Annotated in this window: 21 protein-coding genes and 2 pseudogenes; 12 read left to right on the top strand and 11 right to left on the bottom strand. The window is 68.7% G+C overall.

Features of this window, described 5'->3' with window-relative positions; translation table 11 throughout:
- The first annotated feature begins 36 nt into the window (after nt 1-36).
- Nucleotides 37-1,170, top strand: a complete 1,134-nt coding sequence (locus C8N38_RS05135; RefSeq protein WP_108024612.1) for a hypothetical protein — start codon at nt 37-39, stop codon at nt 1,168-1,170.
- 467 nt (nt 1,171-1,637) lie between these two features.
- On the opposite strand, the pseudogene C8N38_RS05130 reads toward C8N38_RS05135, so the two are convergent.
- The 3 genes and pseudogenes from C8N38_RS05130 to C8N38_RS05120 all read right to left on the bottom strand — a co-directional run.
- Nucleotides 1,638-2,603 (bottom strand): annotated as a pseudogene (locus C8N38_RS05130) (DEAD/DEAH box helicase); the annotation flags it as partial.
- 145 nt (nt 2,604-2,748) lie between these two features.
- Nucleotides 2,749-3,737: pseudogene (locus C8N38_RS05125) on the bottom strand (DDE-type integrase/transposase/recombinase).
- Between the two features lie 217 nt (nt 3,738-3,954).
- Nucleotides 3,955-4,767, bottom strand: a complete 813-nt coding sequence (locus C8N38_RS05120) for a zinc-ribbon domain-containing protein (RefSeq protein WP_158272304.1) — start codon at nt 4,765-4,767, stop codon at nt 3,955-3,957.
- A 176-nt stretch (nt 4,768-4,943) separates the two neighbouring features.
- Between C8N38_RS05120 and C8N38_RS05115 the strand changes: the two genes are divergently transcribed.
- From C8N38_RS05115 to C8N38_RS05105, 3 genes are read left to right on the top strand one after another with little or no spacing between them, the layout of a single operon-like run.
- Nucleotides 4,944-5,621 carry a cell division ATP-binding protein FtsE gene (locus tag C8N38_RS05115; RefSeq protein ID WP_108024609.1) on the top strand — a complete coding sequence of 226 codons (678 nt, stop codon included), beginning with the start codon at nt 4,944-4,946 and terminating at the stop codon, nt 5,619-5,621.
- Complete coding sequence (locus C8N38_RS05110; RefSeq protein WP_245895515.1) at nt 5,618-6,529, top strand: cell division protein FtsX; 912 nt, start codon at nt 5,618-5,620, stop codon at nt 6,527-6,529. The genes C8N38_RS05115 and C8N38_RS05110 overlap by 4 nt, the downstream gene beginning before the upstream one ends.
- Before the next feature lie 3 nt (nt 6,530-6,532).
- Nucleotides 6,533-7,267 carry a lysophospholipid acyltransferase family protein gene (locus tag C8N38_RS05105; RefSeq protein ID WP_108024607.1) on the top strand — a complete coding sequence of 245 codons (735 nt, stop codon included), beginning with the start codon at nt 6,533-6,535 and terminating at the stop codon, nt 7,265-7,267.
- A 15-nt stretch (nt 7,268-7,282) separates the two neighbouring features.
- Here the strand turns inward: C8N38_RS05105 and C8N38_RS05100 are convergent, their stop codons facing one another.
- Both C8N38_RS05100 and C8N38_RS05095 read right to left on the bottom strand, forming a co-directional pair.
- Complete coding sequence (locus tag C8N38_RS05100; RefSeq protein WP_108024605.1) at nt 7,283-7,720, bottom strand: hypothetical protein; 438 nt, start codon at nt 7,718-7,720, stop codon at nt 7,283-7,285.
- 178 nt (nt 7,721-7,898) lie between these two features.
- Nucleotides 7,899-8,858 (bottom strand): acetyl-CoA carboxylase carboxyltransferase subunit alpha, encoded by a 960-nt coding sequence (locus C8N38_RS05095; protein ID WP_108024603.1) that lies wholly within the window; start codon nt 8,856-8,858, stop codon nt 7,899-7,901.
- Between the two features lie 165 nt (nt 8,859-9,023).
- Between C8N38_RS05095 and C8N38_RS05090 the strand changes: the two genes are divergently transcribed.
- Nucleotides 9,024-9,488, top strand: a complete 465-nt coding sequence (locus tag C8N38_RS05090; protein WP_158272303.1) for an AraC family transcriptional regulator — start codon at nt 9,024-9,026, stop codon at nt 9,486-9,488.
- Between the two features lie 42 nt (nt 9,489-9,530).
- On the opposite strand, the gene cysK is transcribed toward C8N38_RS05090, so the two are convergent.
- From cysK to C8N38_RS05075, 3 genes are all read right to left on the bottom strand, one after another.
- On the bottom strand, nt 9,531-10,610 hold the full coding sequence (cysK, locus tag C8N38_RS05085) for a cysteine synthase A (protein ID WP_108024599.1): 1,080 nt from the start codon (nt 10,608-10,610) through the stop codon (nt 9,531-9,533).
- 241 nt (nt 10,611-10,851) lie between these two features.
- A complete protein-coding gene (locus C8N38_RS05080; protein WP_108024597.1) occupies nt 10,852-11,448 on the bottom strand; it encodes a LysE family translocator in 597 nt (198 codons plus the stop codon).
- 236 nt (nt 11,449-11,684) lie between these two features.
- On the bottom strand, nt 11,685-12,644 hold the full coding sequence (locus C8N38_RS05075) for an L-malyl-CoA/beta-methylmalyl-CoA lyase (RefSeq protein WP_075786195.1): 960 nt from the start codon (nt 12,642-12,644) through the stop codon (nt 11,685-11,687).
- 285 nt (nt 12,645-12,929) lie between these two features.
- Here C8N38_RS05075 and dgcN point away from each other — a divergent pair, with 285 nt between their 5' ends.
- From dgcN to C8N38_RS05055, 4 genes are all read left to right on the top strand, one after another.
- Nucleotides 12,930-13,931 (top strand): N-acetyltransferase DgcN, encoded by a 1,002-nt coding sequence (gene dgcN / locus C8N38_RS05070; RefSeq protein WP_108024595.1) that lies wholly within the window; start codon nt 12,930-12,932, stop codon nt 13,929-13,931.
- Between the two features lie 9 nt (nt 13,932-13,940).
- Entirely contained in the window at nt 13,941-14,906 is a 966-nt protein-coding gene (dgcA, locus tag C8N38_RS05065) for an N-acetyl-D-Glu racemase DgcA (protein WP_108024594.1), read from the top strand.
- A 58-nt stretch (nt 14,907-14,964) separates the two neighbouring features.
- Nucleotides 14,965-15,825: a D-amino-acid transaminase gene (locus tag C8N38_RS05060; RefSeq protein ID WP_108024592.1), complete on the top strand. Its 861-nt coding sequence runs from the start codon at nt 14,965-14,967 to the stop codon at nt 15,823-15,825.
- Nucleotides 15,826-16,055: 230 nt separating this feature from the next.
- Nucleotides 16,056-17,939 (top strand): extracellular solute-binding protein, encoded by a 1,884-nt coding sequence (locus tag C8N38_RS05055; protein WP_108024589.1) that lies wholly within the window; start codon nt 16,056-16,058, stop codon nt 17,937-17,939.
- Here the strand turns inward: C8N38_RS05055 and C8N38_RS05050 are convergent.
- Nucleotides 17,914-19,005 (bottom strand): YihY/virulence factor BrkB family protein, encoded by a 1,092-nt coding sequence (locus tag C8N38_RS05050; RefSeq protein WP_108024588.1) that lies wholly within the window; start codon nt 19,003-19,005, stop codon nt 17,914-17,916. The genes C8N38_RS05055 and C8N38_RS05050 overlap by 26 nt on opposite strands.
- Before the next feature lie 274 nt (nt 19,006-19,279).
- Here C8N38_RS05050 and C8N38_RS05045 point away from each other — a divergent pair, with 274 nt between their 5' ends.
- The gene (locus tag C8N38_RS05045) at nt 19,280-20,191 is read left to right on the top strand and encodes a diacylglycerol/lipid kinase family protein (RefSeq protein ID WP_108024586.1); all 912 of its coding nucleotides are present in this window, start codon (nt 19,280-19,282) and stop codon (nt 20,189-20,191) included.
- Nucleotides 20,188-20,976 carry a metallophosphoesterase family protein gene (locus C8N38_RS05040; RefSeq protein ID WP_108024584.1) on the top strand — a complete coding sequence of 263 codons (789 nt, stop codon included), beginning with the start codon at nt 20,188-20,190 and terminating at the stop codon, nt 20,974-20,976. Before C8N38_RS05045 ends, C8N38_RS05040 begins: the two co-directional genes overlap by 4 nt.
- A gap of 8 nt (nt 20,977-20,984) precedes the next feature.
- Here C8N38_RS05040 and C8N38_RS05035 read toward each other — a convergent pair whose 3' ends face one another.
- A complete protein-coding gene (locus C8N38_RS05035; protein WP_108024582.1) occupies nt 20,985-22,529 on the bottom strand; it encodes a DHA2 family efflux MFS transporter permease subunit in 1,545 nt (514 codons plus the stop codon).
- 27 nt (nt 22,530-22,556) lie between these two features.
- Complete coding sequence (locus C8N38_RS05030) at nt 22,557-23,708, bottom strand: HlyD family secretion protein (protein WP_108024580.1); 1,152 nt, start codon at nt 23,706-23,708, stop codon at nt 22,557-22,559.
- Nucleotides 23,709-23,942: 234 nt separating this feature from the next.
- Here C8N38_RS05030 and C8N38_RS05025 point away from each other — a divergent pair, with 234 nt between their 5' ends.
- Nucleotides 23,943-24,623, top strand: a complete 681-nt coding sequence (locus C8N38_RS05025; RefSeq protein WP_108024578.1) for a TetR/AcrR family transcriptional regulator — start codon at nt 23,943-23,945, stop codon at nt 24,621-24,623.
- The last annotated feature ends 13 nt before the right edge of the window (nt 24,624-24,636 follow it).

The raw sequence follows: 24,636 nt of genomic DNA, 5'->3' as shown, positions 1-24,636 counted from the left end.
CGTGCGCGCAATGGCGCCCCGAGACGGAGACCGACCATGACCGAAACCCTGAAGGTTGCCCGCGACTACCTGGCCGAGCTCAGGAAGCGGCGCGATGCCTATGCCCCCGACACCCTCAAGAAGCTGCAGGACCAGTTTCGCCGCAAAGAGCGCAAGCCGCCCGGCCTGTTCCATGACAGCTCGTTCCTCGTGATCCGGTCCTTCGACGGCGATACCGGGGCGCGGCCGTTTTCGGGGATCACCTTCTGGCATTCGCCCGACCTGACGCTGTCGCCGATCACCAATCTGGGCGCCGCGACGACCCAGCTTCAGGCGGGCGATACCTATGTGATCCGCACCGCGCTGCAGAACCGGGGCGACCTGCCGGTGCCCGCCGCGAAGGTCGAGCATTTCCTTGTCGATCCGACCATCGGCTTTTCCACCCGGTTCGCCGAGAACCTGACGCGGGGCGCGGTGCCCCAGGCCTTCGTGCCGGCGCTGGGGGCTGCCGAAACCCGGTTCGTCTGGACCGTTCCGCCCGGCCAGTCGGGCCATAAATGCCTGTTTGCGCGGGTCTTCTCGTTCTCGCCACTGGATCTGCCGGTCGACGATGACGCGCTCGATCCCCGGCTCGACCGCCATGTCGCCCAGCAGAACCTCAACATCCTCGGGCAGGCGCAGGCGTTCAATTTCAACCTCGTGCACCGGGCCAATGCGCGGATCGACCTCGCGATCCGAGCCTTGCAGCCGACCGAGCTGATGGCCCTGCGGCATCCCGCGCTGGCCGGGATCGCGCCCTTCCCGGAGATCCCCAAGCGCGGATGGGCGGACCTGACCGGGCTAAGGCTTCGCAAGGGCGGGGGCGAGGTCAAGGCCGAACCGATGCCCGAGGGCCTGCGGCTGTCGATCACCGGGCGCGGCATATCGCTGGACGACCAGAAGCGGCTGGGCGCCGAGATGCGCGCGGTGCTGAGGGCGATCGGCGCGGGTGAGACCCGGGCCTCGGCCCATCGCGATCTTTTCGCGCGGTTCCGCGAGATGACGCGCGAGGCCAGGCAAACCCGGCTGTCGCTCCGGACCCCGCGGCTGAGCATCCCGAAGGGCCAGGCCATCGGCTTCGAGGTGATCGGGATCGATCAGGTCGCGGGCGACGGGCCGATGGGCGGGCTGACGCTGGTCGTGACCGGCTGACCCATCCGGGCCCGCCTCAAGGCGGCCCGGGCCTTGCCGGATTGCCCGATGCCAGCAGGTCCTGCCTGCGGAACACCAGTTCGGGCAGGATCGTCTCCCATTCGTCGCGGCGGATATAGGTCTGGAAGGCCTCGTCGTTGTCGGTCTTGCCCCAGCGTATGACCGCCCCGCCCCTTCCCGAGACCGGACCGGTGCCCTCGGGCGGCGCTCAGGTCCTGGCCATGCAGCCCAGCACCCGGCCCTGCCCGTCGAGGATCCTCCATTTCCCGCCTTGCAGGTCCAGCGTGACCGGATCGCCGACCTTGGCCGCGGCGATGGCGCCAAGGGTCGCGTTCCCGTCGCGCAGACGCCCGGCACAGGAAAGATTGACCGAGGTCAGATCCGGCACCTGATACTGGTCGGGCTCGGGTAGACCGAGCCTGCGCGGCATCTCGACCTTGCGCAGCGGCAAACCCCTGATCCTTGAGAAAGCGCGCGACGCGTTCGGTTTCGTTTCGGGGGGCGCAATAGACCACCGCGCCCGACCTGTCGCCTTTGGGCAATCGGTCGGACAGGACCGTCAGGATATCGCCCAGCTTGCTTTCCTTGCCGGTCGGCAGCACCGAGAAGGTCAGGTTGGTCCGCGTGCCCCCCCCATCGAACAGCCGCAGCTCGACGCCCAGCCGGTCGCGGAAATGGTCGGTGATGTCGCGCACGACCTCGGGTTTCGGCGTGGCCGTCACTGCGGACGAGATCCCGGCCCGTTCCATCCCCTGCACCTGGTCGGCCATCAGCGCCACCAGGGGCGAGATCACCACCGTCAGCGCGCCGGTCTTCTCGTAAAGGCTGAGCGCCGGAACCTGATAGCACACGGATTTGCCGGTGCCGGTGGGCAGGATGCCAAGGACATTCGCATGCCGCATCACCTCGGCCACGATGAGCTGTTGCAAGGGCGTGCCGTCGCAGTCCACCGGCTGCGGCCGGAAGCCGTCAAAGACGAACCATGTCCTCAGCGCCGCGACCGGGTCGTTCTTCGTGGCGTACCAAGCGCAGGCGTCGTCGCCACAGCTTATGTCGCACAGGATGAGGCCCGCCTGCGGAAAGCTCGCCCGCACCCAGGGCGGCATCACCGACTCTCCGCCCGCGACCGCGATCCAGGCCAGCGCATAGGCCATCGACCAGCCCGCTTTCGGGTCCGAGAGCGTGTCCAACACCGGCCCGACCCGCGCGCCGCAGACCTGTCCGGCCAACAGGGTCTCGATGGCGGCGAAGGCAGTGGCGCGATCCAGCCGGGGGCGCGCCGCCAGCAGATGTTCGATATCAGGGCGCAGGATATTATGGCCGATGACATGCGCGGATTTGCCCAGCGCCTTTTCAAGCCGGTCGAGCCCCCGGGCGACCGGCCCTTTCGGCGCCACGACCGCGGGTCCGTCGCCAAACCGGACCTCGGCCAGATCGAAGATCCGGGCCGTCTTGGGATCAACTTCCAGATCGACCGACAAACACTGCTCTAGCAGGGGCGTCTTGTCCTCTGCCCGCGATCTCTTGAAACTCGGATACGCCATCGGGCCCGAAAAAATAATACGTTATGTAATAAAGTTAGCTGTCACATCCCGCGAGATTGCAGACGCGCTTCCTGAACTGCCCCGGGTCTGTGGCATCGTCAGCCCTTGAGGAGTGCGACGGGGGTTCGCCCCTTCAGGGCTGATTGCGGGAGCTGTTTCTTGTAGAGCTGGGCGTAGCGCAGGAGGGTCTGCTCGAGGTCCTCGCCACTCTGGACGCGATGGCTCTGCAGGACATCCTCGATCCTGCCGTTGAACCGCTCGACCATGCCGTTCGTCTGCGGCCGCATCGGCGGCGCGAGACGATGCTCGATCCCGAGGTCCGCGCAGAGGAGGTCGAACGCGTGTTATCCGGCTGCAGCGCGTTTGCGCGGGCCGAAGAGGCGGTCGTTGAAAGCCTTGCCGTTATCGGTCAGCACGCGGGCGATCTTCATCGGGGCCGCGCGCTCTAGATCGCGGAGGAAACGGCGGGCATTGGCCGCGGCCTGTGCGGGATAGACGCGCGACGGCGACCCGCCGCGTCGCTCGGTCAATGGCAGCGAAGAGGTAGCGGCGGTGATCCTCGCCGGCCATATGGGGCAGGTATTTGATGTCGATGTGCAGGTAGCCGGGCTCGTAGGCCTTGAAGCTGCCATGCGCGGGCCTAGAGTCCTTCGACTTCAGCGCCCGCAGGTTGCCCACGCCGTGGCGCCGGAGGCCGCGGTCGAGGCCCAAGCGCGAGACATGCGGGGTGAGGAATTCGCGCACCACGGCGAGCAGATCGTCGAGCGGCAGGAGAAGCGCCTTGCGCAGCGCCACGGCGACTTTCTTCGCCACGCTCGAAACCTGCGCCGGCGTCAGCGTCGTCTGCAAGCGGTGCGGCGGCTGGCTCCGGTCGTGGACGTCGTCGCGACCCCGCCACTTCCAGACCGTCTGCCCGGAGATCCCGCAGCGCTCGGCAACCAACCTCGCCGGTTCGCTGCTCGCCTGGATCGCTCCCCGGATCTTCGGTGTCGTGCTGGCCTGCCTGTTCAGAGAGATCAGCATGCTCCCGTCCCTTCCCGAACCTCGCGCAGGATCGACCCTGCCATGAACAGGGCAGACCGGCGAGGGTCTATGTGATCATCCGGGGTGGAACAGCTAGGCGCCCCCCTTTGCACCGCAATAGGACGGGTCGGCCCGGAGCGGGGCATCCCCGGGGCCGAAACCTTGATGCGCGATCTGTCCGGGACACGCGAAATCCGTCCCGAAAAGGCGCTGCTGCCTAGCGGCCGAGCACCCGGTCCAGAAGGTCTGGCGGCACCACCCCGGCGATCCAGTCCCGGGCCGCGTCCACCGCGCCGACATAGGCCGCGACCTGCGGCTCCAGGGCGGGGTCGAGCCCGGCCAGCACGGGCGCGTAGACATAGGCCGCAAGTGCTCCGGCTGCCACCAGAACCGCCAGCAGGAAGCCTCCGAGAAAGGCGCGGCGGCGGCTCCCTTCGGGTTCGGGTGCGGGCGGGATGCTGTGCGCGCCCCGGTCGGAACTGGCCGACAGGGTCGAGGTGATTTCCTCGACATCCGGCAGCAGATCGCGCCGGGCGGGGGGGCTGCGGGTCGGTTCGGGCGGGGCCGTGGGGCGCGCCGGTTCCGGCTCGGGATCGGGGCGGCGAGGGCGCGGCGGGCTCGCAAGCCCCAGATCGGCCTGTTCGGAAAAGGTCTCGGCGGTGGCCTCTTCCTCGCGGGCGCGCTGCTCGCGCTCGGCCTCCTCGCGCAGGATGCTCAGCACATCGTCGTCAAGGCCGCGACGTTGCGGCTCGGGCGCCGTCCCTGCCGCCATCTCGGGGTCGGCCGTCCCGGAGCGGGGCGCGTCGGCATCCGACTCGCCCTCGGGCTTTGGCGCGGGCGGCGCAGAGCCGGGCCCGGCCGGAGCGCGCGGCATGGCGAAGGCCGCCAAAGGGTCCCGGGCCGCCAGCGCGGGCGAGTCCTGGAACCAGATATGATTGCAGTTCGAGCATTGGACGTCGCGGCCCTCTTCGGGGATCACCGCCTCGTCGACCTCGTATTGGGCGCCGCATTTCGGGCACGTCAATCGCATTCCGCTTAACCCCCCGGGGCGCATCGGCCCGCCGGACCTGCCTGCCGTTTCCGCGCCATGTTGTATCACCGCCTGCGGAAATTCAAAGCCTTTGCGTCCCGCCACGATTGCAACCCGCGCAGCCCTGCGCAATACCTTGGGCAAACGGACCCGGACCCCGGCCGACGGAGCGGACCTTGATCGAGCTCGAAAACGTCTCGCACAGCTATGGCGGAAGCGAGCTTTTGTGCGACATGTCGCTGAACCTGGCACCCGCCTCGTTCCATTTCCTGACCGGCCCCTCGGGCGCCGGAAAGACGACTTTCCTCAAGATCTGCTATGCCGAGCTGCATCCGAGCCACGGCGCGGTGCGGCTTTTCGGCGCCGATCTGGCCGGGCTCGACCGCGACGGAGTGGCGCGGATGCGGCGCCGGATCGGCGTCGTGCATCAGGATTGCGGGTTTCTCGACCATCTGCCGCTGCGCGAGAACATCACCCTGCCGCTGCTCGCCGCGGGACGTGACGTCGCCGCCGAGGACCGCAACATGGCCGAGTTGCTGAACTGGGTCGGGCTGACCCAGCGGGCCGATGCGCTGCCGCCCCAGTTGTCGGGCGGCGAACGTCAGCGCGCGGCGCTGGCCCGGGCGGTGATCCTGTCGCCAGACGTGATCCTGGCCGACGAACCCACCGGCAACGTCGACTGGGAGATGTCCTTGCGCATCCTGCAACTGCTGGTCGAGCTGAACCGGATGGGCAAGGCGATCGTGATTGCCACCCATGACATGAACCTGATCCGGGCAGCCAAGACCCAGGTCGCGGCCCGGGTGCTGCGGATCCAGGACCGGCGGCTTTATCTGGCGGGGGCGGATCTGTGAAGGCGCTCCTGACCCCTCTGGGCCGGATCGCCGCTCTGCTGGCCTCGGACCCCGAAGCCAGCCGGGTGGTGCCGCCGACCGGCTTTGCCGCGCGGCTGACGCTGTTCACCGCAGCGACCATGGCGTTTTTGGCGGTCTTCGCGCTGGCGCTGGCGCTGGCCTCGGGGCGGCTGGCCGACCGCTGGGCCGACGCGCTGGCGCGCACCGCCACGGTGCGGATCTCGGCCCCGCCCGGGCAGATGGGCACCCAGACCGAGGCGGTGCTGCAGATCCTGCGCACGACGCCCGGCATCGCCTCGGCCCGGGCGATGAGCGACATCGAACAGCGCCGCCTGCTCGAGCCCTGGTTCGGCCCCGACCTGCCGGTCGAGACCCTGCCCCTGCCCCGGCTGATCGAGGTGACCGAGACCCGCGCGGGCACCGATGCCGAGGCGCTGCGGCTGCGCCTTGCGGTCGAGGCACCGGGCGCGGTCTTCGACGACCATACCCGCTGGCGCCAGCCGCTGGTCCGCGCGGCCGGGCGGCTGAGGCTTCTGGGCTGGACGGCGGTTCTGTTGATCGGCGCCAGCATGGCGGCGATGATCGCGCTGGCCTCGAATGCGGCGCTGGCCGCCAATGCCCAGGTCATCGGGGTGCTGCGGCTGGTGGGGGCGCGAGACATTTTCATTGCGCGCGCCTTCGTGCGGCGCTTTACACGGCGAACGCTGGAAGGCGCGGCGATCGGCACCCTGGCCGGAATGGGCGTGGTCGCGTTGCTGCCGGGCGACGGGCCCGACGGGTTCCTGACCGGGCTTGGCTTTTCCGGCGCGCAATGGATCGTGCCGCTGCTCTTGCCGGTGCTGGCGGGGGCCATCGGCTTTGCCGCCACCCGCTGGACCGCGATGCGGATGCTGAGAAGGATCACCTGACCGATGCGCTCTCCCCTGCAATATCTGCGCTCGCTGGTCTTCGTCGGCCAGATGTACCTGGCGATGCCGGTCATCGGCCTGCTGTACCTGCCCCTTGCGCTGGCCTCGCCGCGCGGCGCCACGCTGGCCGCGCGGCATTATTGTCACTGGGTGCGCTGGACCGCGCGCTGGATGATCGGGCTGAGATCCGAGGTGCGCGGCACGCCGCCCGAAGGCGAGGTGCTGATCGCCGCCAAGCACCAGTCGTTCTTCGACATCATCCTGCTGGCGGGCTCGCTGCCCCGGCCGCGCTTCATCATGAAGAAGTCGCTGACCTGGGCGCCCGTGCTGGGCTGGTATGCGCTGAGGATCGGCTGCGTGCCGGTCGACCGTGGCAAGCGCGGGCAGGCGATCATCTCGATGAGCCAGCAGGTGGCCGAGGGGCGGCAGGCGCCGGGTCAGCTGATCATCTATCCGCAGGGAACCCGGGTCGCGCCGGGCGTGTCGCGGCCCTACAAGATCGGCGCGGGCGTGCTGTACCAGCAGTTCGGCCAGCCCTGCGTGCCCGCCGCCACCAATGTGGGCGTGTTCTGGCCGCGCACCGGGATCTATCGCAAGCCCGGGCTGGCGGTGCTGGAATACCTGCCACCGATCGCGGCGCAAAAGCCCCTCGACCTGTTCATGGCCGATCTGGAAGAGACCGTCGAGACCGCCTCGAACCGGCTGATGGCCGAGGCGGGCTTCGTGGCAGAGGCCTGAGGGCGCCGGGCGCGGTCAGCCGCGCCCGTCACCGTCCTCGTTCCCCACAAGCGTCAATCGCGGCCGCAGCCGCCGCACCGGGCGGGGGCCGGTCGCCGCCGCCACGCGGCGCGGCCGGACCGGCGGCACAGTCAGTTCGAGCGCCGCGCCCTCGACCAGATCGCCATCAGGGCACGCGGTCGACGATTGCGGGCCGGGCTGTCCGGCCGTCCCGTCGGCATGGGCCTTGCGCGGTCGGCGAAACACCAGCACATGGCGCGCCCGGCGCCACGCGAAGGGCCAGAGCCCGACCCGGCAGGGCAGTCTCTCGGCCCCGGCGAAGTCCCAGCCCGACTGACCCATCTCGTTCATGATCTCGCACAGCGCCAGCGAAAAACCGGCCTCTGCCCCGTCAGCAGAATTGCGGCGCAGGCGCGCCGGGGCGGGAAGAACGGTGAACTCGTAACACTGCATGAAAGGCCCTGCCCCTGAAATGCCGACAGGAAGCCATGGACCGCCGCGCCGGACAAGCGCGGTGGCGCCTGATCCGGGGCAAAACTGTGTCCACAATATGGCAACAGGGGCGCCTGCAAGTGTGGCGACACGCCTGAAGACGGGCGGCCCGCGCGTCCCCGACCTGCGGGCAAAAGCCTCAGGCAGCCAGCCCTTTCGACCCCATGTCGAGGAATTTCCGGCGCCGCTCGGCGATCAGCGTGGCGCGGTCCTTGCCCGCCAGTTCGCCCAGCATCCCCGCGAGGTTGCGGCCGACCCGCTCGATGGTGTCCTCGCGGCCGCGCTGGGCGCCGCCGATGGGTTCGGCGATGATCCGGTCGATGACCCCGAGCTTCAGCAGGTCCTGCGCGGTCAGCCGCAGCGCCTCGGCCGCCTCGCGCATCTTCTCGGCATCCTTCCACAGGATCGAGGCGCAGCCCTCGGGCGAGATCACCGAATAGACCGAATGTTCCAGCATCGCGACCTTGTTCGCCGTCGCGAAGGCCACCGCGCCGCCGGACCCGCCCTCGCCGATCACGATCGAGATCAGCGGCACACCGACCTGCAGGCATTTCTCGGTCGAGCGTGCGATGGCTTCGGACTGGCCGCGCTCTTCGGCGCCCTTGCCGGGATAGGCGCCGGGGGTGTCGACAAGGGTCACGACCGGCAGGCCGAACCGGTCGGCCATGTCCATCAGCCGCACCGCCTTGCGGTACCCTTCAGGCCGGGCCATGCCGAAATTGCGTTCGAGCCGGGTCTTGGTGTCGAAGCCTTTCTCATGGCCGATCACCACCAGCGGCTGGTCGTTGAACCGCGCAAGCCCGCCCATCACCGCATTGTCCTCGGCAAAGTTCCGGTCACCCGCCAGCGGCGTGTATTCCTGGAACAGCGCCTCGATATAATCCTTGCAATGCGGCCGGTCGGGATGGCGCGCGACCTGGCATTTCCGCCAGGGGGTGAGGTTCTTGTAGAGTTCCTTCAAGAGGTCGGCGGCCTTGCGGTCGAGCGCCGCCGCCTCCTGCGCCACGTCCATCTCGGCATTGGCGCGGGCGAGCGCCCGAAGCTCTTCGGCCTTGCCTTCGATCTCTGCCAGGGGCTTTTCGAATTCGAGATAGTTCATCGACGCGGCTCCTTGATGCTGGCGGGGTATATGACGCCCGGCGCGGCGATTTGCAACGCCGCCGCGCGTCGACGATGCCGCGCCCGGCCTGCCCCTGTCCCAAGGGCGGTTGACGCCTCCGGGTCCCGGGGTATCGTCGGCCGACCTGCCGCCGTCGGGACGAAGATGTATCCGGTCGAGATCCGCAAGATGCCCCCGCTGACGCTGTTCGGCCTCCCGCATCGGGGGCCCTATCCCGGGATCGGTGCCACTTTCCTGAGGCTCGGTCACCTGCTCGACGCAAGCGGGCTGACCGGGCAGGTCGTGCTGCGCGCCGGGGTCTATCACGACGACCCGGCACGGGTCGCTTCGGACAAACTGCGCAGCCATGCCTGCTGCGGCTTCGGGACCGAGATATGGGTGCCGCTCGCCTTCGACCGGATCGTGATCGACGGCGGCCGGTCGGCGGTCATGACCTATTCCGGTCCCTATTCCGGTCTCGCCGCGGCCTGGGCCTGGCTTTACGCCGAAGGTCTTCCCTCGGGCGAAAGCCCGGCCGCGGCCCCGCCTTACGAGATCTACCGCAGCCTGTTCCCGGCCGTCCCGGTCGAGACGCAGCTGACCGAAGTCGTGGTGCCGCTGCCCCCATGACGCCGGCGCGCCCCCGCAAGGGAGGGCGCGCGGCCGGACGGCTCAGCCGATCTGAAAGCCCGGGGTCGAGGCCGAGATCGCCTTTTCCTCTTCGTTCATCTCTTCGGCCACCGCCTCGAACAGCGGGGTCGAAAGATACCGCTCGCCGGTATCGGGCAGCATCGCAAGGATGACCGAGCCCGGCTCGGCGGTTTCGGCCACCTGCAACGCGACCGCAAAGGTCGCGCCGCCCGATACCCCGGTCAGGATGCCCTCCTTCGCCGCCAGAGCCCGCGCCTGTTTCAGCGCCTCGGGGCCCTCGACCGGAATGAGCTCATCATAAAAGCCCTTGTCGAGCGCCTCCTGCAGCACCAGCGGAATGAAATCGGGCGTCCAGCCCTGGATCGGATGCGGATGGAAGGCCGGGTGGCTTTCGTCCGCCTCGCCCTCGGCATTGCGCTTCTGCGCCCGGCCCGAGGCGATCAGCGCGGCATCTGCCGGTTCGCTGAGGATGATCTTCGTCTCGGGCCGCTCGCGGCGCAGCGCCCGGGCGATGCCCGTGACCGTGCCACCGGTGCCATAGCCCGACACGACATAGTCAAGCCGCTCGCCCTCGAAATCGGCAAGGATCTCGCGCGCGGTGGTGGCCTCGTGGATATCTGCATTGGCTTCGGTCTCGAACTGATGGGCGAGGAACCATCCGTTCTTCGCAGCCAGCTCCTGGGCCTTGCGGTACATCCCCATCGCCTTGTCGGCCTTGGGCGTCAGCACGACCTTGGCGCCCAGCATCCGCATCAGCTTGCGGCGCTCGACCGAAAAGCTCTCGGCCATGGTGATGACCAGCGGATAGCCCTTCTGCGCGCAGACCAGCGCCAGCCCGATACCGGTATTGCCCGAGGTCGCCTCGACCACCGTCTGCCCCGGCTTCAGCGCGCCCGACCGCTCGGCCGCCTCGATGATGTTCACCGCCAGCCGGTCCTTGACCGAGGCGCCGGGGTTGAAGAATTCGGCCTTCACGTACAGCGTGACATGGTTCGGGCCGAGATTGTTGATCCGGATCGCGGGCGTGTCGCCGATCGTGTCGAGCACGCTGTCGAAGCGCCGCCCCCGTCCGGTTGTTGTGCGGATTGCGTCCTCTGCCATGACCCTACCCCTTCCTTCGGTGCCGGGCCGCCCCTTTCGGGCGGCCGCCTTGAACATGCCCCGAACCATAGCACGCCCGCCGGAAAGGGCACGGGGGGCGCGGCGGGCGCGCGGCGGATAGGGAGGATGACAGCGCGGCTCGCGGCAGGTCGGAACAAAGAGGCGTCACCTTACCGCTATCGAGGAAAACCCTCCCCCGTATGAGGTGTCATTTAGGGTCAATTTCCCGCAACATGCCTGTTCAGTGCACGAAGACCGGCACCAGCGATCCCAGCAGCAGCACGGCCATCGTCCGGTTGAACAGCCGCAACCGCTCGGGCCGCGTCAGCACCCGGCGGATCCGGGTGCCCAGCACGGTCCACAAGACGGTCGCGGGCAGGCTGACGGCCGCGAAGGCCGCGGCCACCAGCAGCACCCCGGCAATCTGCTGACCCGGCGCATAAAGCGTCAGTGCCGCCAGCGACATGGTCCAGCCCTTGGGATTGACCCACTGGAAGGCCGCGGCCTGCCAGAACGTCATCGGCCGCCCCGGGGCCGCGTCGGGCGCGGGCGGCGCGGCCCGGGCGATCTTCCAGGCCAGCCAGACCAGATAGGCCGTGCCGAGCCAGGTCAGCGCGACCCGCAGCCCGGGCCAGGCCTCGAAGGCCCGCATCGCCCCAAGGCCGACCAGCACGATCATCGCGACAAAGCCCAGCGCCACCCCGAGGATATGCGGCAGGCTCCGCCTGAACCCGAAATTGGCCCCCGACGCCATCAGCATCAGGTTGTTCGGCCCCGGCGTGATCGAGGCGACAAGGGCGAAGGCGCCAAGCGCCAGCAGAAGGTCGAAATCGTCCATGGTCTGAACTATTGCATGCCCTGTCCCGATTGTCCGCGCTTTCCCCGCCCCCTTCGGGGGTCCGGGGGCAGAGCCCCCGGCGGGTCGGGGCGCGTCAGCGCCTCGAAACCGGGCCGTCAGGCCCGGAGGGCACCCCGGCCACCTCTTCGGGCCTCTTGCCCGGGGGTCCGGGGGCAAAGCCCCCGGCGGGTCGGATCGCGTCAGCGATCCGAAACCGGACACCCTGGTTCGCGGCGTCAGCCGGCCGCGATCATCTCGGCCTGGCGCACGATCACCTCGGCCTGCTTGATCGAGGCGATATCGACCAGCCGCCCCTTGTAGACCGTGGCGCCCGCGCCTTCGGCCTTGGCCTTCTCCATCGCGGCCAGGATCTCGCGGGCCTCGCTCACCGCCGCCTCGGACGGCGTGAAGACCTCGTTGGCCAGTGCCACCTGTTTGGGATGGATCGCCCATTTGCCCACCATCCCCAGCGTCGCCGAGCGCAGCGCCTGGGCGCGGAACCCCTCCTCGTCCGAGAAATCGCCGAACGGCCCGTCAACCGGCAGCACGCCATGGGTGCGGCAGGCGGCAACGATGGCGGTCTGCGCCCAGTGCCACGGGTCCGACCAGTATTTCGCGCCCTCCCGGATCATGTAGTAATTCTCCTGGGTGCCGCCGATGCCCGTGGTCTGCATCCCCATCGAGGCCGCGAAATCGGCCGCGCCAAGGCTCATCGCCTGCAGCCGCGGGCTCGCCGCCGCGATCTCCTCGACATGGGCGATGCCAGCGGCCGATTCGATGATCACCTCAAAGCCCAGCCGCTTGCCGCGCCCCGTCGCCCGCTCGACCGCCGTCACCAGCGCATCGACCGCGTAAAGATCGGCACCGCAACCCACTTTCGGGATCATGATCAGGTCCAGCCGGTCGGACGCCTTTTCCAGCAACTCGACCACATCGCGGTACCAGTAGGGCGTGTCGAGCCCGTTGATCCGCACGCTCAGCGTCTTCGTCCCCCAGTCGAGATCGCCGATGGCCTGGATCACGTTCGCCCGCGCGGCCGCCTTGTCGTCGGGCGCCACCGAATCCTCGAGATCGAGGTTGATCACGTCCGCCGCACTGGCCGCCATCTTCTCGAAGATCGCGGGGCGCGAACCCGGGCCGAACAGCTGGCAGCGGTTCGGGCGGGAGACGGGCGTGGGCTGGATACGGAAGCTCATGGTCGGATCCCTCGGTAATGATGTGTCGCAAAACGTCGGTCAGCGTGATAGAATGTTGCGCCGAAATGCGCAAGCCATTTTGCCGCGCCGCAGCGTTCCCAAGGCAGGTGGCCTGCAGCTCCACAGGACGAACCGCGAACGTTCCTTATCAACGCGCATGTTTCTTCGACATCAACGCCACCTTTTCGCACGATCTTCGTCAAGGGGCGCGGTCCACGCCTCAGATGCGCAACCTCTTCCGCCGCCGGGTGATAGGGTCTGCGCGACTATGAAGGACACGCCACGATGATCGAAACCCCCTATCTTCTGTTTCTGGGCGACGCGCCCGACTCGCTGGCCGCCAAGGTGGCCCAGGGCATCCGCGACTGGCGTCCGGAAAACGCCATCGGCCAGTTCCGGATGGAAGGCTGCAAGGCCGACCTGAAACTGCCCGATCTGGACCTCACGGACGCGAAGGCGCGCGGCGCGAAGACGCTGGTCGTGGGCGTGGCCAACCGCGGCGGCGTGATCTCTCCCGCCTGGAAGAAAGTTCTGGTCGCCGCGTTGGAGGAAGGTTTCGACCTAGCCTCGGGGCTGCACAACCTGCTTCGGAACGAACCCGATCTTGCCGCCGTCGCCGAAGCCACCGGCCGCACCCTGCATGACGTGCGCATCCCGACCGTCGCCTACCCCATCGCCACCGGCAAGAAACGCTCGGGCAAGCGCTGCCTCGCGGTCGGCACCGATTGTTCGGTCGGCAAGATGTATACCTCGCTGGCCATGGACCGCGAGATGAAGGCGCGCGGGCTGAAATCCTCGTTCCGCGCGACCGGCCAGACCGGCATCCTGATCACCGGCGAGGGCGTGCCGCTCGATGCGGTGATCGCCGATTTCATGGCCGGCGCCGTCGAATGGCTGACGCCCGACAATGACGACGACCACTGGGACATGATCGAGGGGCAAGGCAGCCTGTTCCACGTTTCCTATTCCGGCGTGACCATGGCCCTTGTGCATGGCGGCCAGCCCGATGCGCTGGTCCTCAGCCACGAACCGACCCGCCCGCACATGCGCGGCCTGCCCGACTATCAGCTGCCGAGCCTCGAAGACCTGCGCGACGTCGCCCTGACGCTTGCCCGCGTCGCCAACCCGAAAGCCCAGGTGGTCGGTATCTCTGTCAACACCGCCGCGATGGGCGAGGACGAGGCGCTGAGCTGTCTCGAGGGTATCGAGAAACGCATGGGCCTGCCCACGGTCGACCCGTTCCGCCAGGGCGCGGGCCGTCTGGTCGACGCGCTCGACGCGATCTGAGGCGGCCGCATGCAGATTTCGATCACTCCCGAGAGCTTCCGCCTGAAGGAGGCCTTCACCATCTCGCGCGGCTCGCGCACCGAGGCGCGCGTGCTGACCGTGCGCGTCGCCTCGGGCGGCGCCACCGGCTGGGGCGAATGCGTGCCCTATGCCCGCTATGGCGAGTCGCTCGAAAGCGTCAGCGCCCAGATCGGGGCGCTGCCCCGCAGCCTGACCCGTCACGGGTTGCAGGATCTGCTGCCTCCCGGCGCCGCGCGCAACGCGATCGATTGCGCGCTTTGGGACTGGGAGGCCAAAACGGCCCGCGCCCGGGTCTGGGATCTGGCCCGACTGCCCGCGCCGGGTCCCGAGATCACCGCCTTCACGCTGTCGCTCGACACGCCCGAGAACATGCGCGCGGCGGCGGCCAGGAACGCGCACCGGCCGCTTCTGAAGATCAAGCTCGGCACCGATGCCGACATGCCTCGGCTGGAAGCGGTGCGCGCAGGGGCGCCCAAGGCCAGGATCATCGTCGATGCCAACGAGGGCTGGACCGCCGAGGTCTATGCCGATCTCGCGCCGCATCTGGTGCGGCTGGGCGTGGCGCTGGTCGAACAGCCCCTGCCCGCCGGTCAGGACGACATGCTGGCCGAGATCGATCGCCCGCTGCCGGTCTGCGCCGACGAAAGCTGCCATGACCGCGCCAGCCTGCCCGGACTGAAAGGCAAGTACGATCTGGTGAACATCAAGCTCGACAAGACCGGCGGGCTGACCGAGGCGCTGGCCCTGAAGAAACAGGCGCTGGCCGAGGGCTATGGCATCATGGTCGGCTGCATGGTCGGCTCGAGCCTCGCGATGGCGCCCGCCGTGCTGCTGGCGCAAGGCGCGGCGGTGACGGATCTTGACGGGCCGCTGCTTCTGGCCGAAGACCGGCCCGAACCCCTCTGCTTCGACGAGGCGGGCGTGCATGCCCCCGCCGCCGCGCTCTGGGGATGACCACCGGACCCCGGAGACCGGAGACGCCCAGCCCCGGCCCGAACGAAAGGACCTCTCGATGACCCGAAGCGTCTATGTGAACGGCGACTACCTGCCCGAGACCGAAGCCCGCGTCTCGATCTTCGACCGCGGCTTTCTCTTTGCCGACGGCGTCTATGAGGTGGCGAGCGTCGTGGGCGGCAAGCTTCTGGACTTCCACGGGCACACCGCCCGCCTGCAACGCTCGCTGAAAGAGCTGGAGCTGCGCTCGCCCGTCGACATGGACGAGCTGCTGGCGATCCACCGCGAACTGATCGCGCGCAACGCGGTCGACGAGGGCATGGTCTACATGCAGATCACCCGCGGCGCGCCCGGCGATCGCGACTTCCACTTCCCCGATCCCGAACAGGTGCCGCCGACCCTGGTGATGTTCACCCAGTCGAAACAGATCGTCGCCAGCAAGACCGCCGAGACCGGCATCAAGGTCATCTCGATCGACGACCTGCGCTGGGCGCGGCGCGACATCAAGACGGTGCAGCTGCTTTACGCGTCGATGGCCAAGATGGCGGCCGAGAAGGCCGGCGCCGACGATGCCTGGATGGTCGAGGACGGCTTCGTCACAGAAGGCAGCTCGAACAACGCCTATATCGTGAAGAACGGCAAGATCATCACCCGCCAGCTCGGCACCGAGATCCTGCCCGGCATCACCCGCGCCGCGGTGCTGAAATACGCGGCCGAGGCGCAGATGGAAATCGAGGAACGCGCCTTCACCGTCGAGGAAGCCAAGGAGGCCGACGAGGCCTTCTACACCTCGGCCTCGGCCTTCGTGATGCCGGTCGTGTCGGTCGACGGGGTCAGCCTCGGCGACGGCCTGCCCGGCCCGGTCTCACGCCGCCTGCGCGAGATCTATCTGGACGAAGCGGTCAAGACCGCGATCTGAGCCTTCGGGCCCCTCAATCGCCTCATTCGGCCCGGGCCCGCCGCCCGGGCCGTCTCTTTTGCAACCTCCCGGATCGGCCGCACGATCCATCGTCGCCCGCCTGCGGTGCGGTTGGCCTCGCCCAAGCCCGCCCTCGGTACAAAGGCGCCGCTGCCGCCCCGGCGCAACTGCGGGCTGTGCCCGGCCCGGCCCCGTGCTAGCCTTCGCCAAACGCCCTGCCGGAGCCCCGCATGATCCGCCCTCTCGCCGCCCTCGCCCTCACCGCCGCTCTTGCCCTTCCGCTCGCGCTGCACGCCCAGACGGCCCTGCCTGCCGGCCCCGCATCCACCGCCGAAGGCGTGGTCACCAGCCACGGCATCTCGACCTTCGGCGACCTGAAATACCCCGCCGGTTTCGCCCATTTCGACTATGTCGTCCCCGACGCCCCCAAGGGCGGCACGATGAGCTTTCGCGGCACCGGGGCCTCGCGCACCTTCGACAGTCTCAACATGTTCATCCTCGCCGGAGAGCCCGCCCAGGGGATGGAGTTGATCTATGACAGCCTGCTTGCCCCCTCTTTCGACGAACCCGACGCGGCCTACGGGCTTCTGGCCGAAAGCGTCACCTTCCCGCCCGACAGGTCCTGGGCCGTGTTCCGGCTGCGCCCCGAGGCGCGCTTTGCCGATGGCAGCCCCGTCACCGCCGCGGATGTGGTCTTTACCTTCCTCACGTTGCAGCAGAAAGGCGCGCCGCTTTACCGGATGGCGCTGCGCGATCTTGCTTCGGCCGAGGCCCTGTCTCCGACCGAGGTCCGGATCGCGTTCGCCGAGGGTGCGCCGACGCGGGACCTGATCGGCCAGCTGGGCCAACTGCCGATCCTGCCCGCGCATTTCTACGATGCCGTCCCCTTCGAGCGCAGTTCGCTGGAACCGCCGCTGGGCTCGGGCCCCTATGTCGTCTCCAAGGTCGAGCCCGGCAAGGCGATCGCCTATTGCCGCAATCCCGCCTACTGGGCGGCCGATCTGCCGGTGAATGTCGGCAAGGACAATTTCGACTGCTACCGCTACGAATACTACGCCGACGAAACCGGCGCCTTCGAGGCGTTCAAAAGCGGGGGCTACATTTTTCAGGAAGAGTTCAGCTCGGCGATCTGGGCCACGGCCTACGATTTCCCGGCGGTGGCGCGCGGCTGGGTCAAACGCGACGAGTTGCCCGATGCCCGGCCCTCGGGCGCGCAGGGCTTCTGGTTCAACCTCCGCCGCCCGCAATTCGCCGATCCGCGCGTGCGCGAGGCCATCGCGATGATGTTCAACTTCGAATGGGCCAATGAGACGCTGTTCTACGGCCTCTACCAGCGGACCGACAGTTTCTGGGAGAACACCGCTCTGCAGGCCGAGGGCCTGCCCGAGGGCGCCGAACTGGCCGTGCTGGAAAAATACCGCGACCGGCTGCCCGAAACCGTCTTCACCGAGCCCGCGGTCAGCCCCCCGGTCCATGATGCCGCGCGCAATCTCGACCGTCGCACGCTGCGCGCGGCCGGGCGGCTGCTGGACGAGGCGGGCTGGACGGTCGACGACCGGGGCCAGCGGCGCGACGCCTCGGGTCAGGCGCTGCGGGTCGAGTTCGTGTCGGACAGCCCGGTCTTCGAACGGATCGTGCTGCCCTATCTGGCCAATCTGCAACAGCTCGGGATCGAGGCGGTCAACACCACCGTCGATGCCGCCCAGATGCAGCAGAGGCTGGAAGATTTCGACTATGACATCACCAGCACCCGATTCGTGCTGTCGCTGAGCCCCTCGATCGAGCTGCGCAGTCTCTTCGGCAGCGAGGAAGCCGATGCCAAAGGGAGCTACAACCTCTCGGGCCTGAACGATCCGGTGGTCGACGCGTTGATCGAAGAGGTGATCGCGGCCCCCGACCGCGATGCGCTCGACGTCCGGGTGCGGGCGCTCGACCGGGTGCTGCGGGCGCGGCACATCTGGGTTCCGAACTGGTACAGCGGCAAGCACCGGATCGCCTATTGGGACGTGTTCGGGCGGCCTGAAACCAAGCCGCCCTACGACCGCGGGGTCGAGTTCTGGTGGTGGGACCAAGCCCGCTACGAGGCGCTCAGGTCGGCCGGGGCGCTCCGTTAGCGCGCCCCTCGTCCCGGGTCCCGGCGCCGTTGGGCGCCGGCACCGGGTCGCCATCCTCCTGCTCTGCTTCCGCGCCGTTCAGCGCCCCGGTCTCGTCGCGCACATGATCGGCCACATGGGCGCCACGATGGCCTTCGGCGCGCTCGGGCCCGGTGGTGCTGTCGCGCCGGGTCAGAAGTTCCAGTTCCGCGTTCAACGCCGCGCCGATCAGCGTCACGGCCGCGCTGAGATAGAGCCAGAACAGCAGCGCCACCACCGCCCCGAGCGAGCCGTAGACCTCGTTCAGCCGGTCGAAGCTGCGCATGTAGGCGGCCAGCGCCACCGAGCCCAGCGCCCAGGCGATGACGGCAAAGATCGCGCCGGGGGTCACCCATTGAAGCCGCGGCGCGCGCCGGTTGGGCCCGTAGCGGTAGACCAGCGCGATGGCCAGGAACACGACCCCCAGCATCAGGATCCATTTCAGCAGGATGATCGGCAGTTCGATCGCCGCCGGCAACTTGACGAAGGCCAGCACCGCCGGGATCAGCACCACCGCCGAGAAGGCCAGCAGCGCCACGATGATCAGTACCGCCGTCAGCCCGACCGCCAGCGCGATGCGCAGGATCGGATTGCCGCGGTTTCTTTCGCCATAGATCGCGTTCAGCCCGCGGATCAGGCCTGCGACCGCGGCCCGTGCGCTCCAGATCGCCAGGAGGACCGAGACCACACTGGTCCAGCCCAGTGCCGAGGAACTGGTGCTGACCAGTGCCGTCACCTGCCGTTGCAGGATCTCGTAGGCGCCTGCGGGCAGCACCTCGGCCGCCATCGACACCTGCTCCTGCACCATCGCGGGGTCGGCCAGAAAGCCCCAGATCGCGATCAGTGCAGCCAGGGCGGGAAAGATCGACAGAAAGCTGTAGAAGGCGACGCCCGCCGCGATCAGCGCGACATTGCGTTCATCCATGCCCTGCCAAACGCGAAAGACGGCCACCCGCCAGTCGCGGGCGCTGTATTGCGCGGGACGGATCGCGGCCTCGCGGCGGCGCGGGGCGGATCGGGTTTCGGTTCCGGCTTCGGCGGGGCTCATGCCATGCCCTCCGGCCAGAAACAGGCTGTGCCGGACCGAGGGCCCGGGCGGACAGACGGAAACGAAAGGCTCAAGGGCATCTCCTCCGGGGCTGCAAGATCATGTCACTCAACGCGCAAAACCGCGCGCGGTTCCCGCTATTGGCGAAGGGGTCTTGGCGAACGGGACCTCGCGCGCAATCGGTGATGGGCTGTGGCATGGAACGTCGGGCAACCCGGGGCGTTGCGGCTCTGCCCTGCCCGGGACCGGGCGCTTCAAAGGACACCCGCCACCGATGACCCGCCCCGCCGCCATCTGCCTGATCGTCAACGACCGCGCCGGAGACCATTCCGGCCCGACCTCGCGCAGCGAGATGCTGCGCGATCTTCTCGACCGGACCGGCCTCGAGGCCGAGATCCGCAGCCCGCGCCCCGGCCAGAGCCTGACGGCGCTGGCCCATGAGGCGCTGGACCAGGGCTGCGGCACGCTGGTCGCGGCGGGTGGCGACGGTACGATCTGCGCCGTGGCCGAGGCCTGCCATGACCGCGACGCGACGCTTGGCGTGGTCCCGCAAGGCACCTTCAACTATTTTGCGCGCGGGCTCGGCATTCCGCTGGACCCCGAGGCGGCGGTCGCGGCGCTGGCCGGGGGAACCACCGCCGAGCTGCGCCTTGGCGAGGTCAATGGCGCGGTCTTTCTCAACAATGCCAGCCTCGGGCTTTATCCCGCGATCCTCGAGCGGCGCGAGACCACCTACCGCCGCTGGGGCCGAAGCCGCGCCGCTGCCTACTGGTCGGTCGCCCAGACGCTGGCCGGCATGCGCCGTGCGATGCGGCTGCGGATCGACCTGGACGGCCAGACCCTGACCCTGCGCACGCCGCTGGCTTTCGTCGCCAACAGCGCCTACCAGCTGCAGCAGTTCAATCTGGACGGCATCGATGCACTCGAGACGGGCGCCTTCCCGCTCTTCACCGCCCCCGACGCCAGCCGGGCCGAGATCGCCCGCGCAACGCTGGGGCTTGCGCTGCGCGCGGCGCAGGAGGGGCAGGATTTCGAGCTGCACCGCGCCTCCCGGATCGTGATCGACCCGGGGCGGCCCAGGGTTCTGGTCGCGCGCGACGGCGAACGGCAGATGATGCAGGCGCCGCTGACGATCCGCCGCCGCGACCGGCCGCTGCGCGTGCTGGTGCCGGGCGCGGCCGCGTGATCCGGATCGCGCATATCTCGGACCTGCATTTCGGCCGCACCGCGCCCGAACTGCTGGACCCGCTGCTCGACGCGCTGAACGCGGACGAGACCGATCTGGTGGCGGTCACCGGCGATCTGACCCAGCGCGCCCGGACCGGCCAGTTCCGCGCCGCGCGCGGCTTTCTCGACCGGATCGAGGCGCCCTGGCTGGCGGTGCCCGGCAATCACGATGTGCCGCTCGACAATCCCTGGCTGCGGCTGCTGCGCCCTTACGCCCGCTATCGGCGCCATATCTCGGCCGATCTGGCGCCCCGGACCCAAATCGGCACGCTGACGGTGCAGGGCTTCAACACCGTCGATCCGCTGCGCTGGCAGCGCGGCAAGGTCAGGCGGCGCGATCTCGACGCGGCCTGCGCGGCCTTCGAGGGCGCGCCGGGCCCGCGCCTTGCCATGGCGCATCACCCGTTCGAACAGGCGCCCGACACCCCGAAACGTCTGATGAAACATGCCGCGCCCTCGCTCGAGGCGCTGGCGCGCTGCGGCGCCGACATCGTGTTGTCGGGCCATCTGCACCGCTGGCGGGCCGAGCCGTTCCTGACCCGCGAGGCCGGACGTCGGGTCTTGCAGGTGCATGTGGGCACCGGGCTCTCGACCCGGCTGCGCGGGCAGGAAAACGACTTCGCCCGGCTGGCCATCGACGGCGACCAGATCGAGCTGACCCGGATGGTGGCGCGCGAGGGCGCGTTCCGGCCCGAAAGCGTCACGGTCTTCCGCAAGGGGCTGTCGGGCTGGACAGGGGTCTGAGCCCGGCGCTAGTGGCCGCCCCCGCCCGCCTGTTGCGGCGTCCGCATCAGGAAGGCGGTCACCGCAAGCCCCGCGAAGAGCACCGACAGCATCAGGAAGACATCGATGAAGGACATCACCGTCGCCTGCTGGCGCACCCGCGCCGCCATCTGCGCCAGCGCCCCGGTCTGCCCGTCGAGCCCCCGCGCCGAGAGGTTCCCGGCCATCAGCGAAAGCTGCCGCATCGCCTCGTCATTGGTCCAGCTGATGGCCTCGCGCAGGCGGTCGTAATGCAGCGCGCCCCGGTCGGAAAGCTGGGTGTTGATGACCGCCAGCCCCACCGCACCGCCAAGGTTGCGCATCAGGTTGAACAGCCCCGAGCCGCCCTTCATCTTGTCGCGCGACAGCGTGCCGAGCGCGAGGTTGTTGATCGGCACCATGCTCAGCATCAGCGACATGCCGCGCAGGATCTGCGGCACCAGCAGTTCCTGGAAATCCCACTCGGCGGTCATGCCGGTCAGCATCCAGGTCGAGACCGCGAAGCCGACGAAGCCGACCAGCAGCATCAGTCGCAGATCGACCCGGCCCGCCAGAAAGCCCGCGATGGGCGCGGTGACGAACATCGCCAGCCCTGAAACAAAGACCGTCTCGCCGATCATCAGGCTGTCATAGCCGCGGATCGAGGCCAGATAGAGCGGGTAAAGATAGGTCAGCCCGTAAAGCCCGATCCCCATCACGAAGCTGAAGGCCGACCCGACCGCGAAATTGACATTGCCGAAGGCCGACAGATCGACGATGGGCTCGTCGCGGGTCAGCACCCGATAGAAGGTGACGATGCCGCCGACCAGCGTCACGACGACAAAGACCGCGACCGTTTCATCGGCCAGCCAGTCATTGCCCGGCCCCTCTTCCAGAACGTATTCGAGCCCGCCCAGAAACGCCGCCAGCGACAGCAGGCCCCACCAGTCGAAGCGCTCGAAGAGGCTCCAGTTCGGGCGATCGAAATCGATCAGCAGGAAGGCCCCCAGCGTCACGCCGATGCCGGGCAGCACATTCACCAGAAAAAGCCAGTGCCAGGACAGCGTGTAGCTGAGATAGCCGCCCACCGTCGGCCCGACGGTCGGTGCCAGCGTGGCGATCAGGCCGATGATCGGCGAGACCACGTTGCGCTTCGAGGGCGGAAAGATAGTGAAGGCCGCAGCAAAAACCGAGGGGATCATGCCGCCGCCCAGAAATCCCTGGAGCGCACGCCAAAGGATCATCTCTTCGATGCTGGTCGAGGTGGCGCAAAGAAAGCTTGAAATGGTGAACCCCGCCGCCGACAGCGCGAACAGATAGCGCGTCGACATCATCCGGGCGAGAAAGCCCGACAGCGGGATCATCACCACCTCGGCGATCAGATAGCTGGTCTGGACCCAGCTGATCTCGTCGGGGCTGGCGGCAAGCCCAGCCTGGATCTCGGACAGCGAGGCCGAGACGATCTGGATGTCGAGGATCGCCATGAACATACCGAACACCATCACCACGAAGGCGATGGCGCGGCGCGGCGTCAGATGCGGCTCGTCGGCGGACATGATTTCGCGGGCCCCGGAGCGCGGCGCCTAGTGTACGCTGGCCAGCCGCGAGGCAGCCGCGTCGCCGGTGCGCGTGTCGACCGACACCACCGCTGACAGCCCGGCGCGCAGCTGTCCGGTCGCCAGCGCCTCGGGCGGCAGCTGGATGCGCACCGGCACCCGCTGCACGACCTTGGTAAAGTTGCCGGTCGCGTTCTCGGCCGGAAGCAGCGAGAAGACCGCCCCGGTCGCGGGCGCGGCCGAGGTGACCTTACCGTCGAAGCGCTGGCCAGGCAGCGCGTCCAGCGTGACCTCGACCGTCGCACCTGGGGCGATGCCCTGCATCTGGGTTTCCTTGAAATTCGCCTCGACATACAGCGCGTCGTCGGGCACCAGCGCCGCCAGCCGGGTCCCTGCAGTCACCAGGTCGCCAAGCTCGAGCCCCAGATTGGCCAGCGTCCCGTCGGCCGGCGCGCGCAGTACCGTGCGGTCGAGGTCGCGGCGGGCCTGGTCCACGGCCAGTTCCAGCTGATGCTTTTCGCCCTCGGCCTCGGCCCGCTGGGCGATCAGCACATTGACCTCGGCCCGGGCGCTGGCCACGGCGGCGGTGGTCTTGGCCAGCGTCGCCCGCGCGGTGTCGTGATCCTCGGTCGCGGTATCGAGCTGGGCCACCGCCGCGAAATTGCGCGCGGCCAGCCCCTTGACCCGCTCAAGCGCGTTGGTCGCGGTCCGAAGCTGGGCCTCGGCGGCGTCGCGGTCGGCCTCGGCCTGCACGACGGCGGCGCGGGCGGCGGCGATCTGCGCGTCGATCCGGGCCAGCGTGCGGTCGGCGGTGGCGGCGCGGCTTTCGGCGGTGGCCAGCGCGATGCGATAATCGTCGTCCTCCAGCCGCACCAGCACGTCGCCGGACCGAACATGGGCGTTTTCCTCGACCGGCAGGCTCTTGACGTAGCCCTGCACCCGGCTGGAGATCATCGCGATATCGGCCTGGACATAGGCGTCGTCGGTATGCTCGACAAATCGGCCATGGGTCCAGTAGCCCCAGCCGGCATAGCCCGCCCCGCCCAGCGCCAGCACGGCCACGAGCGCCAGCACCGGCTTGCGGCGCGACCGTTTCGGCGCGGCGGACCGATCCTCGCCCGGCGGCACCGGGGCGGCATCGGCAAGGGTCTCGCGAGTCAGGGTTTCCGGCTTCGACATCGGGACAGCTTTCGGAGAAGGCGCAGGGGCGACGGGACGTGAGAAAGTCTGGCGGGACCGGCACAGAGCCGGATCGAACCGCGCGGTTCGATTTATGTGTAGGGCATCGCCGCGAGTCGATCAAGGCTTTATCGAACCGGCCGGTTCGATTAAATGGTCTGACAGCGACGGGCCTGCCGACTCCCGTCAGGCCGCCAGGATCATGCCCTCGGGACCACGAAAGGACCGGCCCAGATGCCGCAAGGCGACAGCCGAACCGACAGCGACACCTGCCCCGGCGGCCGCGTCTGCCGACGCCATGCGGCGGGCGAGGACCCCGCCAAGCGCGACCAGATCCTGCAGGGCGCGATGAAGGAGTTCCTGGAAAAGGGCTTCGACGGCGCCAGCGTGAACGAGATCTGCCGCGCCGCCGGGGTCTCGAAGGGCACGCTTTACGTCTATTTCGAGGACAAGCTCGATCTTTTCGTGGCCCTCGTCGCGCGCGAGCGCGAGGCGATCTTCGCGGGCTTCGATGCGCTTCTGAAAGGCGATCTGCCGCTTGAGGACAAGTTGACCCGGTTCGGCCAGCGCCTCGCCTCGACGATCTGCACCGATCATGTGGTCCAGTGGCAACGCACCATCGCGGGCATCGTCGACCGCATGCCCGAGCTTGGGGCACGGTTCTACGAGGCCGGCGCCCAGCGGACCCATGACGACCTGAACGCGCTTTTGCGCCGCGAACGCGCCGCCGGGCGGCTGGACGTGCCCGACCCCGAACGGGCCAGTTCGCAATTCATCGAGCTGACCGTGGCCGGCATCTGGCGCGCCCGACTCTTCGGCAAACGCCCGACCGCCCCGGACCCCGAGGAAATCGAGGCCTCGGTTGCCTCGGCGGTCCAGGTCTTCATGGCGGCCTATGGCCGGACGCGCGGCTGAAAGGGGCCGTTGC

It is taken from the genome of Rhodovulum kholense, from assembly GCF_003053725.1.
GTDB lineage: Bacteria > Pseudomonadota > Alphaproteobacteria > Rhodobacterales > Rhodobacteraceae > Rhodovulum > Rhodovulum kholense.
The sequence above is the reverse complement of the archived record's forward strand: the minus strand, read 5'-3'. Positions and strand labels throughout refer to the sequence as shown.

Coding starts and splice junctions, on each gene's coding strand:
- C8N38_RS05045 (WP_108024586.1), top strand. CDS start 19,280: ATGACCCGCCCCGCCGCCATCTGCCTGATCGTCAACGACCGCGCCGGA.
- C8N38_RS05035 (WP_108024582.1), bottom strand. CDS start 22,529: ATGTCCGCCGACGAGCCGCATCTGACGCCGCGCCGCGCCATCGCCTTC.
- C8N38_RS05100 (WP_108024605.1), bottom strand. CDS start 7,720: ATGCAGTGTTACGAGTTCACCGTTCTTCCCGCCCCGGCGCGCCTGCGC.
- C8N38_RS05025 (WP_108024578.1), top strand. CDS start 23,943: ATGCCGCAAGGCGACAGCCGAACCGACAGCGACACCTGCCCCGGCGGC.
- C8N38_RS05090 (WP_158272303.1), top strand. CDS start 9,024: ATGTATCCGGTCGAGATCCGCAAGATGCCCCCGCTGACGCTGTTCGGC.
- C8N38_RS05105 (WP_108024607.1), top strand. CDS start 6,533: ATGCGCTCTCCCCTGCAATATCTGCGCTCGCTGGTCTTCGTCGGCCAG.
- C8N38_RS05080 (WP_108024597.1), bottom strand. CDS start 11,448: ATGGACGATTTCGACCTTCTGCTGGCGCTTGGCGCCTTCGCCCTTGTC.
- C8N38_RS05055 (WP_108024589.1), top strand. CDS start 16,056: ATGATCCGCCCTCTCGCCGCCCTCGCCCTCACCGCCGCTCTTGCCCTT.
- C8N38_RS05060 (WP_108024592.1), top strand. CDS start 14,965: ATGACCCGAAGCGTCTATGTGAACGGCGACTACCTGCCCGAGACCGAA.
- C8N38_RS05095 (WP_108024603.1), bottom strand. CDS start 8,858: ATGAACTATCTCGAATTCGAAAAGCCCCTGGCAGAGATCGAAGGCAAG.
- C8N38_RS05050 (WP_108024588.1), bottom strand. CDS start 19,005: ATGAGCCCCGCCGAAGCCGGAACCGAAACCCGATCCGCCCCGCGCCGC.
- dgcA (WP_108024594.1), top strand. CDS start 13,941: ATGCAGATTTCGATCACTCCCGAGAGCTTCCGCCTGAAGGAGGCCTTC.
- C8N38_RS05120 (WP_158272304.1), bottom strand. CDS start 4,767: ATGCGATTGACGTGCCCGAAATGCGGCGCCCAATACGAGGTCGACGAG.
- cysK (WP_108024599.1), bottom strand. CDS start 10,610: ATGGCAGAGGACGCAATCCGCACAACAACCGGACGGGGGCGGCGCTTC.
- dgcN (WP_108024595.1), top strand. CDS start 12,930: ATGATCGAAACCCCCTATCTTCTGTTTCTGGGCGACGCGCCCGACTCG.
- C8N38_RS05075 (WP_075786195.1), bottom strand. CDS start 12,644: ATGAGCTTCCGTATCCAGCCCACGCCCGTCTCCCGCCCGAACCGCTGC.
- C8N38_RS05030 (WP_108024580.1), bottom strand. CDS start 23,708: ATGTCGAAGCCGGAAACCCTGACTCGCGAGACCCTTGCCGATGCCGCC.
- C8N38_RS05135 (WP_108024612.1), top strand. CDS start 37: ATGACCGAAACCCTGAAGGTTGCCCGCGACTACCTGGCCGAGCTCAGG.